This window comes from Sphingobium indicum BiD32 (assembly GCF_000382885.1).
Taxonomy (GTDB): domain Bacteria; phylum Pseudomonadota; class Alphaproteobacteria; order Sphingomonadales; family Sphingomonadaceae; genus Sphingobium; species Sphingobium japonicum_C.
Genome location: NZ_CAVK010000230.1, coordinates 1 through 8,791, shown reverse-complemented (window position 1 = coordinate 8,791; position 8,791 = coordinate 1). Strand labels below are relative to the sequence as shown.

The following is an 8,791-nucleotide window of genomic DNA, read 5'->3' as shown; positions in this document are numbered from 1 at the left end:
CTTCGCGCGAAACGAACGGATCAAGTTAAACTCATCGCGCGACAGGATGCGTCCGGGCATAGGCCGACCAGACCGACGGCCTGATCCTCAACGCGCGCAAAAAAGCCACCCATAGGCGGACCCATGGATGGCTTTCGCCTTCACAATCATATTGATGCGATCGAGCGTGCGGGTCAGTCCCCCTGCCCGTCCATCTTGGCAATTTCCTCGTCCAGGTCGCGCAGCACATCGGCGCGAATGCGGTCGGTCATATGGGCGGCGCGCGCGACCTGCGCCCGTGCCGCCATCAGCCCGGCACGCGCCGCACGATGCGCCTGCGCCTCGATCTGCGCCTCGCAGATGCGGACGCGGATGGTGCGGCGCCCCTCGCCATCCACGCTTTCGCGATGGCTGACGGTCTGGCTGCCTTCACAGCCGTTGCGGACATCGACGCGCGGCACCATGCGGCGGATTTCGGCGTCGGTCGGGATGCGGTGGCGTTCGACCCGGCCGTCGGCGTGGGTGACGGTGATGCCGCCCTTCTCCTCCCGCACGGCGACAGGCGGCACCGGGGGCATGGGGGGGACCGGCGCGACGGGCGCGACCATGTCGGCGGCGGGGACCATTGGGGCGGGGGGCGCGGGGGGTGGCAAGACCGCCATTTCGGCGTCGATCGTGGCCGCCGTCGGGACGGCGGGAGTAGCTGGCCATTCATCGGCGGTCTTTGGGCTGCTGGCTGCGGCAGGCTGGGCGACCAGATTGGACAAGCGCGCAAAGTCGGCAGTTTCCACCGTATCGCTGATCGCGGCCATCTGCTGCGCGGCGCGGCTGCCCGATGCAGTGAGCGCAAGGCCGGTGGCGGTAACGATGGCAACGGCGGCCATGCCCCAACTGATCCGCTGGAGCGAAATTTCGTGGCGCGAAAGCATGATGAGCCTCCCCTTCAAGGTGGTGATACGGGTGAGATGGCAGGCGGCGGCGAACTGGCGGCCACCGGCGGCTTTCAGGATCGCGCGGCCATAGACATGCGCCTGATCCTGACCATAGAGCGCCAGCACGCGCGCGTCGCAGGCGGTTTCCTGATCGGCACGATAGGCGCGGTAGGCGATCCAGGCGATCGGGTTGCACCAGTGGATCGCCAGCAGAGCCAGCGCAACCATGTTCGCAGCGAGATCACCATGGGCATGATGGGCGCGCTCATGCGCGATTGCCATTTCCTGTTCCAGCGCGTCATAGCGCAGCGCGAAATCGGCGGGGAGCACGATGAAAGGCTGGAACACGCCGAAAGCAAGCGGGCCGCTGGCGTGCGGGCTTGTGATCAGCCGGATGCGCCCTTCCTCGCCGATCGGCGTCGCGCCGGTCAGCATATGCCGCCGGAACCGGGCATAGCCGACCGCCTGCACGATCAGGAAAGCGACCAGCCCCGCAAACCAGATGCCGATGCCAGCCTCCAGCCAGGGGAAGCCCGTGTCGCTGGCTACCTGTGCCGCCGGTGCGATGCTCAGCAGATCGGGCAGGCCCGCCTGATCGACCGCGACATGCAAGGGCGAGGGACTGGCGACATCGCCGGGCAGCGCTGGCAGCAACATTCGCGCGAACGGCACGGCCCAAAGGCAATAGGCCGCCCCCGCCCCCAGCCAGCGCGCGACGGGCCGCCGCAGCAGCATCACCAGCGCCATCAGCAGCGTCGTGGCAATCAATGTTTCGACCATCCAGACGCTCATGATTTCAGCCCTTTCAGGATTGCCTCAAGCTCGGCGATGTCATCGTCGGTCAACTGGTCCTGGCTCGCCAGCTGCGCGACCAGCGGCGATATCCGTCCGCCGAACAGCCGGTTGACCAGCCGCCCCGATTCGCTGGCGACATAATCCTCCCGCGCGACCATCGGCCGGTAGAGGAAGCGGCGACCATCCTGATCGGCGGCGATCACATCCTTGGCCATCAGCCGCGACAGCAATGTCTTGACCGTCTGCGCGCTCCAGTCGCGGGCAGCGGTGACGCGATCGGCCACATCATTGGCGGTCAGCGGCGACTGCTCCCACAGCGCCTCCATCACCACCAGTTCGGCTTCGCTGATCTTCTCACTCACCTGCGCCACGCGACTCTGCCTCTTGTTCAACTACAGATGTAATCGCATTGATTACGATTGTAGTCAATAGGCGCGGAAGCAGGCTTATACACAGTGTTTGGAGGCCAAGATCCTCCCCTTGCAGGGGAGGTGTCGGGCCGCAGGCCAGACGAAGGGGTGTTGCCCTATCGTTAGGGCAACACCCCTTCGTCAACGCTTCGCGTTGCCACCTCCCCTGCAAGGGGAGGATGTTTCCCGCTCCACAATGTCGGGATTCTTGACAGATGCCGCCCTGCCCGGCGTGCCATTAACCCTTGTAGCCAAGGATTTGCGTGACCTGCGGTTTCTGGCACGGCGGTTGCACCTGTTATTACCGTAACCTACCGTGTAACTACCCTGGGGGTGCTGGCCGATCTCCGTCGGCATCCCCAACCCGGTGGCTTTCCAACATAAGCACAAAAAAGGCGGCCCGATGATCGGACCGCCCTCTATGACTTCGTATCTGAACGTGGGTCAGTTCGCCGCGGCAACGCCCTGATCGGTCATCAGCTGGTGCAGTTCGCCCGCTTCATACATTTCCATCATGATGTCGCTGCCGCCGACAAATTCGCCCTTCACATAGAGTTGCGGAATGGTCGGCCAGTCGGAAAAGGCCTTGATCCCCTGCCGCACGGCCTGATCCTGCAACACGTCGACCGTGTCATAGGCCACGCCCAGATGCTCCAATATGGCGATGGCGCGGCTGGAAAAGCCGCATTGCGGGAAGAGCGGCGTGCCCTTCATGAACAGCACCACGTCGTTGGCGCCCACGATTTCGGCAATCCGCTGATGCACGGCGTCGGTCATGATCGAAAGTCCATTCCTGTCTGGCGCCCGAACGACCGGACGCAAATCTGTGATGCGCGTTAGTTGGGAACCGCCGTGGTCAGTTGCAAGGCGTGCAGCACGCCCCCCATCCGCCCGCCGAGCGCGGCATAGACGGCGCGTTGTTGTGCCACCCGGCTCATGCCCCGGAAACTTTCCGCCACCACCCGCGCGGCATAATGATCGCCATCGCCTGCCAGATCGGTAATCTCGACATCGGCGTCGGGAATGGCGGCGCGGATCATGTCGGCAATGTCATCGGCGGCCATTGGCATCGCAGGCGGCCTTACTGCGCTTCGATGAACATGCGGCGGGCGATCACCGCTTGTTCTTCGAGAGCAGCGCGCACGCCGGGTTCGTCAATCTCGATACCGGCCGATGTCATGTCGCCCACCAGCTTGCGGATGACATCCTCATCGCCCGCTTCCTCAAAATCGGCCTGCACCACCGCCTTGGCATAGGAATCGGTTTCTTCGGGCGTCAGGCCCATCTTCGCCGCAGCCCATTCGCCCAGCAGGCGGTTGCGGCGCGCCTGGATACGAAACTGCATTTCCTGATCATGGGCGAACATATTTTCAAAGGCCCGTTCGCGATCGTCGAAAGTCGTCATGCCCAAAAGCCCCGCTGAAACCTGATGATGGAAAAAGAGATAGGAAGAAGCGCGCGTTTACGCAACGGCGGGGATCATCCAGGGACGATCTTGCGCCACTTTCGCTTCATAGACGCCGATTCCGTCGGCATCGCCCAGCGTCAGGCCGATCTCGTCCAGACCACCCAGCAGGCAATGTTTGCGGAACGGGTCAATATCGAACACAAAACGATCCTGAAACCGGGTCGTGACTGTCTGCTGTTCCAGATCGACATGAATTTCTTCGGGCGTTCCTGCCGGGCCTTTGGCGACCTCCATCAGCCGGTCGATCGCGTCCTGCGGCAATATGGCGGTCAATATGCCGTTCTTGAACGCATTGCTGGAGAAGATGTCGGAAAAACTGGGCGCGATCACCACCCGGATGCCCAGATCGCCCAGCGCCCAGGCGGCATGTTCGCGACTGGAGCCGCAGCCGAAATTGTCGCCCGCAATCAGGATCGGGCTGCCCGCATAGGCCGGATCGTCAAAGACATTGCCCGGTTCCTTGCGCAGCACTTCAAACGCGCCCTTGCCAAGGCCGTTGCGCGAAATCGTCTTGAGCCAGTGCGACGGGATGACGATGTCGGTATCGACATTCTTCATCCCGAACGGATAGGCCTTGCCCTCAACGGTCGTCAGCTTGTCCATCAGCGCGCCTGCTTCACATCCGTGGCGGGACCATCTTCGGCCCGGCCCAGCGTGGCGGCCATCGCCGCGCTGGCCAGAGCGCCCAGCGTCAGCAGCCAGAAAATCTTTTTCACAGTGCCATCCCCTCTTCTTTTTTCAGCAGTTCGCGCACGTCGGTCAGCCGCCCGGTGAGCGCCGCCGCCGCCGCCATGGCAGGCGACACCAGATGCGTGCGCGCGCCCGGTCCCTGACGACCCATGAAGTTGCGGTTGCTGGTCGATGCGCAGCGCTCGCCCGACGGCACCTTGTCCGGGTTCATGCCCAGGCACGCCGAACAACCCGGTTCGCGCCATTCAAAGCCCGCGTCGGTGAAGATGCGGTCCAGCCCTTCGGCCTCCGCCTGCCGTTTGACGAGGCCAGAGCCGGGGACGACCATGGCATGCTTGATCCCGCTGGCAATGTGCCGCCCATTGAGCAAGGCAGCGGCGGAGCGCAGATCCTCGATCCGGCTGTTGGTGCAACTGCCGATGAAAATATGTTCGATCGCCACGTCGGCCAGCTTCTGCCCAGCGGTCAGCCCCATATAGTCGAGCGACTTTTGCGCGGCCGCCCGCTTGGATGCATCCTCGAAACTCGCAGGGTCCGGCACCACGCCGGTCACCGCGACGACATCTTCAGGGCTGGTGCCCCACGTCACGGTCGGCACGATGTCGGCGGCGTCGATCACGACGCTCTTGTCGAACACAGCGCCTTCGTCAGTGACGAGCGTGCGCCACCAGGCAACGGCCGCGTCCCAATCAGCCCCCTTGGGCGCCATCGGGCGGCCCTTCAGATAGGCGAAGGTCTTTTCGTCCGGCGCGAACAGGCCCGAGCGTGCGCCTGCCTCGATCGACATATTGGCGACGGTCAGCCGCCCCTCGATCGACATGTCGCGGAACACCGAGCCGCGATATTCCATGACATAGCCAGTGCCGCCGGCCGTACCGATATGCCCGCAAATCGCCAGCGCAACATCCTTGGCCGTGACGCCAAAGCCCAGCTCACCCTCGACCACGACTTCCATCGTTTTCGACTGTTTGAGCAGCAAGGTCTGGGTCGCCAGCACATGCTCGACCTCCGACGTGCCGATGCCGAAGGCCAGCGCGCCCAGCGCGCCATGCGATGAGGTATGGCTGTCGCCGCACACCAGGGTCGTGCCCGGCAGGGTGAAGCCCTGTTCCGGCCCCACGACATGGACGATGCCCTGTTCCGCATCAGCGTCGCCGATCAGGCGCACGCCAAATTCCGGCGCGTTCCGCTCCAGCGCGGCAAGCTGCTGCGCGCTTTCCGGGTCGGCGATCGGGATGCGATGGCCATCGGCATCGCGACGCGGCGTGGTGGGCAGATTATGATCCGGCACCGCCAGCGTCAGATCCGGCCGACGCACCGTGCGTCCGGCAAGGCGAAGCCCCTCAAACGCCTGTGGCGACGTCACCTCATGGACGAGGTGGCGATCAATATAGATCAGGCAGGTGCCATCCGGGCGGCGCGCGACAACATGCGCGTCCCAGATCTTCTCATAGAGGGTGCGAAGCTTAACCATAGTGGTTTCCCCCTAGACCCGGAAAGGCCGGGGGAAAAGGGGGAAGCGGGCAGAAAACTACACTTTTGTCCGTCTGGCGGGCAACAATGTTACATCGAAGCCAGCGGGGTACGCCGTCGTCTGGCACGGCAGTGGCATTGCATAGGATCTGCCCATTCCCTTCAACGTCATGCTGAATCTATTTCCGCTTCCATTCGCGTCGCAAAAGGACGCGCGTGGGGCACGATAGATGCTGAAACAGGTTCAGCATGACGAAGGTTAATTGGGCGGCGTTCCATATACGAAATCCCTTCCCATGCAGGATATTTTACACTGCCCGATAGTCCGCCACGATCCGCCCGGCCGCGCCGATTTCGGCTTCATGGCTCTCCTCGCGCCAAGTTTCGGCGAGTGCCGCGGTCTCCCATGCCTGCAGCGCGGGGAGCGCCAGCATATGGTCGACCCACGCCTGCCCCGCCGGACCGACGTTAAGCCCATAGGTCCGCACCCGGAACGCGACCGGCGCGTAAAAGGCGTCGACCGCCGTAAAGGTCGCACCAGCCAGGAACGGCCCGCCGAAACGTGCCAACCCTTCGGCCCAAAGCTCGGCGAGGCGCGCAATGTCGCGATTCAGCGCGGGCGAGTGCAGATGCGGCTCCACGCGCACCCCGACATTCATGGTGCAATCATTGCGCAGCGTCGCAAAGCCGCTGTGCATCTCTGCCACCGCGCATTGCGCCCAAGCGCGCGCCGCTTCATCCGTCGGCCAGACGGTGGGGTGGCGATCACCCAGATAGAGGGTGATTCCCAGCGAATCCCAGACCGTGCGATCACTATCCATCAGCGCAGGCACCTGCCCGGTTGGCGAAAAGCTGCGGAAGGCCGCATAGTTGGTCGCCTGCGCGAACGGTTCGATCCGGTCGATGAACGGGATGCCCAGCGCGGTCATCAGCACCCAGGGGCGCAGCGACCAGCTGCTATAATTGCGGTTCGCGGTGATGAGGGTGTAGGTCATGGCCAAATCTCCCTGATGCAGGCTGGTCGCGCCTTATCGCATCGGCAAATGACGGTATAGCCGCAACCAGCGATGCGAAACATAAGGCTGGCTTATCTGGTGCCAGACCTAGCCAAGTCCTTGGCAGGGCGGCACAAGGGGGCATCATGGGCGTTACCCCCTATCGCCCTTCCCCTGACACACGGAGTCCCCAGTCGTGAACCGACGCCAGTTCCTCGCCACCAGCGGCGCAACCGCGCTGACCGCTGCCGCCACCCCTGCCTTTGCCCAGCCCGCCGCCGCCGACGCGCGGTTGCGCGCCATGCTCGACGGCTTTTTCTACGAACGCCTGGCGGATTCACCCGAACAGGCGACTCGCCTTGGCCTCGACACGGGGGAGCGCGCCGCTTTGCGCGGCAAGCTGAGCGACACATCCGTCGTCGGGGTTGCCCGTGATCTGGCGCGCAGCAAGGCGCAGGCGAAGCAGCTGGCCGGTATCGACCGCAAGGCGTTGAGCGACGCATCCCGGCTCGATTATGATGTCGTCACGTATCAGCTTGACCGCTCGATCGGCGGCGAACGCTTCGGCTATGGCGAGACGGCGGGCCACTACGCGCCCTATGTGCTGAGCCAGCTGACCGGCAGCTATCGCGAAACCCCCGATTTCCTCGATTCGCAGCATCGGGTGAAGGATGCGGCCGATGCCGACGCCTATCTCGCCCGGCTCGAAGCCTTCCCCGCGTCGATGGACGGCGAACTGGAACGGCAAAAGGCGGACGCGGCCAAGGGCGTGTTTGCGCCAGACTATATTCTCGACACGACGCTCAGGATGCAGGCATCGCTGCGCGACCAGCCCGCCGCGCAGACGGTCCTCGTCGCGTCGTTCGCCAAGAAGCTTGCTGCCGCTGGCCTGCCGCCCGAACGTGCGGCGCAGGCCGAAAAGATCGTAACGGATACGATCTTCCCCGCGCTCGACCGTCAGCGCGCGCTGGTCCAGATGTTGCGGGCCAAGGCAAGCCATGATGCAGGCGTGTGGCGCCTGCCTGACGGCGAAGCCTTTTATGCGGCCGCCGCGGAAGCGGCGACCACCACCGCGCTGACCGGGGATGAAATCCACCAGATCGGCCTGGATCAGGTGGCGGAAATCAGCGCCCGGATCGACACGATCCTGAAAGGCGAAGGAATGGGCCAGGGCAGCGTGGGCGACCGGCTCGTCGCGCTGAACCAGCGCCCCGACCAGCTTTTCCCCAATACCGATCCGGGCCGCGAGGCGTTGCTGGCGCAGCTCAACGTCCAGATCATCGCGATGCAAAAGCGGCTGGGCGAGGCGTTCAACACGGTGCCGAAGGCTCCGGTCGAGGTGCGCCGCGTGCCGGTGACGATCCAGGCGGGCGCACCGGGCGGCTATTATCAGAACGCCTCGCTCGATGGCTCACGCCCGGCCATCTATTATATCAACCTGCGCGACACATTCGACCGGCCCAAATTCGGGCTGGCGACGCTGACCCATCATGAAGCGGTGCCAGGCCACCATCTGCAAGTGTCGGTCGCGCTGGAATCCGACGCCATTCCGATGATCCGGCGGCGCGGCGGCTATAGCGGCTATTCGGAAGGCTGGGCGCTCTATTCGGAGCAACTGGCCGACGAGATGGGCATGTTCAACGGCGATCCGCTGGGGCAGGTCGGCTATCTCCAGTCGCTGCTGTTCCGGGCGACCCGCCTGGTCGTGGACTCAGGGATGCACGTCAAACGCTGGAGCCGCGAGAAAGCAACCGACTATCTGATCGCCACCACCGGCATCGCACGCGGCCGCAGCCAGGGCGAGATCGACCGCTATACGGTGTGGCCGGGACAGGCGTGCAGCTACAAGATCGGCCACACCGTGTGGAACGAGTTGCGTGGCGAAGTGAAGAAGAAGCAGGGTGCGGCGTTCGACATCAAGGCGTTCCATGATGTGCTGACATTGGGAGCGATGCCGCTCGACATATTGAAGCAGACGGTAAGGCAGCGGGCGGGGATTGTTTGAAAATCCTCCCCTGCAAGGGGAGGTGGATGGCCGCAGGCCAGACG

Annotated in this window: 9 protein-coding genes; 1 reads left to right on the top strand and 8 read right to left on the bottom strand. The window is 64.0% G+C overall.

The features are described 5' to 3' along the window. Nucleotides 1-173: 173 nt before the first annotated feature. The 8 genes from EBBID32_RS20270 to EBBID32_RS20235 all read right to left on the bottom strand — a co-directional run bounded on the left by EBBID32_RS20270 (nt 174) and on the right by EBBID32_RS20235 (nt 6,742). Nucleotides 174-1,703 (bottom strand): M56 family metallopeptidase, encoded by a 1,530-nt coding sequence (locus EBBID32_RS20270; protein ID WP_006965906.1) that lies wholly within the window; start codon nt 1,701-1,703, stop codon nt 174-176. Next, entirely contained in the window at nt 1,700-2,068 is a 369-nt protein-coding gene (locus EBBID32_RS20265) for a BlaI/MecI/CopY family transcriptional regulator (protein ID WP_037492194.1), read from the bottom strand. The genes EBBID32_RS20270 and EBBID32_RS20265 overlap by 4 nt, the downstream gene beginning before the upstream one ends. A 492-nt stretch (nt 2,069-2,560) precedes the next feature. Continuing rightward, nucleotides 2,561-2,893 carry a Grx4 family monothiol glutaredoxin gene (gene grxD / locus EBBID32_RS20260; protein WP_006965903.1) on the bottom strand — a complete coding sequence of 111 codons (333 nt, stop codon included), beginning with the start codon at nt 2,891-2,893 and terminating at the stop codon, nt 2,561-2,563. A gap of 59 nt (nt 2,894-2,952) precedes the next feature. Beyond that, nucleotides 2,953-3,186 carry a BolA/IbaG family iron-sulfur metabolism protein gene (locus EBBID32_RS20255; RefSeq protein WP_006965900.1) on the bottom strand — a complete coding sequence of 78 codons (234 nt, stop codon included), beginning with the start codon at nt 3,184-3,186 and terminating at the stop codon, nt 2,953-2,955. Nucleotides 3,187-3,197: 11 nt separating this feature from the next. After that, nucleotides 3,198-3,521, bottom strand: coding sequence for a DUF1476 domain-containing protein (locus EBBID32_RS20250; RefSeq protein ID WP_006965898.1), 324 nt, complete (start codon nt 3,519-3,521; stop codon nt 3,198-3,200). 57 nt (nt 3,522-3,578) lie between these two features. Next, complete coding sequence (gene leuD, locus EBBID32_RS20245; RefSeq protein WP_006965896.1) at nt 3,579-4,187, bottom strand: 3-isopropylmalate dehydratase small subunit; 609 nt, start codon at nt 4,185-4,187, stop codon at nt 3,579-3,581. Nucleotides 4,188-4,296: 109 nt separating this feature from the next. Continuing rightward, on the bottom strand, nt 4,297-5,748 hold the full coding sequence (gene leuC / locus EBBID32_RS20240; RefSeq protein ID WP_006965892.1) for a 3-isopropylmalate dehydratase large subunit: 1,452 nt from the start codon (nt 5,746-5,748) through the stop codon (nt 4,297-4,299). Nucleotides 5,749-6,055: 307 nt separating this feature from the next. Continuing rightward, a complete protein-coding gene (locus tag EBBID32_RS20235; protein ID WP_006965891.1) occupies nt 6,056-6,742 on the bottom strand; it encodes a glutathione S-transferase family protein in 687 nt (228 codons plus the stop codon). Nucleotides 6,743-6,938: 196 nt separating this feature from the next. On the opposite strand from EBBID32_RS20235, the gene EBBID32_RS20230 reads away from it, so the two are divergent. Beyond that, nucleotides 6,939-8,747: a DUF885 domain-containing protein gene (locus EBBID32_RS20230; RefSeq protein WP_006965889.1), complete on the top strand. Its 1,809-nt coding sequence runs from the start codon at nt 6,939-6,941 to the stop codon at nt 8,745-8,747. Nucleotides 8,748-8,791: the final 44 nt, after the last annotated feature.

Bases quoted from the DNA above. Each gene is read 5' to 3' on its own strand.
- leuD (WP_006965896.1), bottom strand. From the start codon at position 4,187: ATGGACAAGCTGACGACCGTTGAGGGCAAGGCCTATCCGTTCGGGATG.
- EBBID32_RS20255 (WP_006965900.1), bottom strand. From the start codon at position 3,186: ATGCCAATGGCCGCCGATGACATTGCCGACATGATCCGCGCCGCCATT.
- EBBID32_RS20250 (WP_006965898.1), bottom strand. From the start codon at position 3,521: ATGACGACTTTCGACGATCGCGAACGGGCCTTTGAAAATATGTTCGCC.
- EBBID32_RS20270 (WP_006965906.1), bottom strand. From the start codon at position 1,703: ATGAGCGTCTGGATGGTCGAAACATTGATTGCCACGACGCTGCTGATG.
- leuC (WP_006965892.1), bottom strand. From the start codon at position 5,748: ATGGTTAAGCTTCGCACCCTCTATGAGAAGATCTGGGACGCGCATGTT.
- grxD (WP_006965903.1), bottom strand. From the start codon at position 2,893: ATGACCGACGCCGTGCATCAGCGGATTGCCGAAATCGTGGGCGCCAAC.
- EBBID32_RS20235 (WP_006965891.1), bottom strand. From the start codon at position 6,742: ATGACCTACACCCTCATCACCGCGAACCGCAATTATAGCAGCTGGTCG.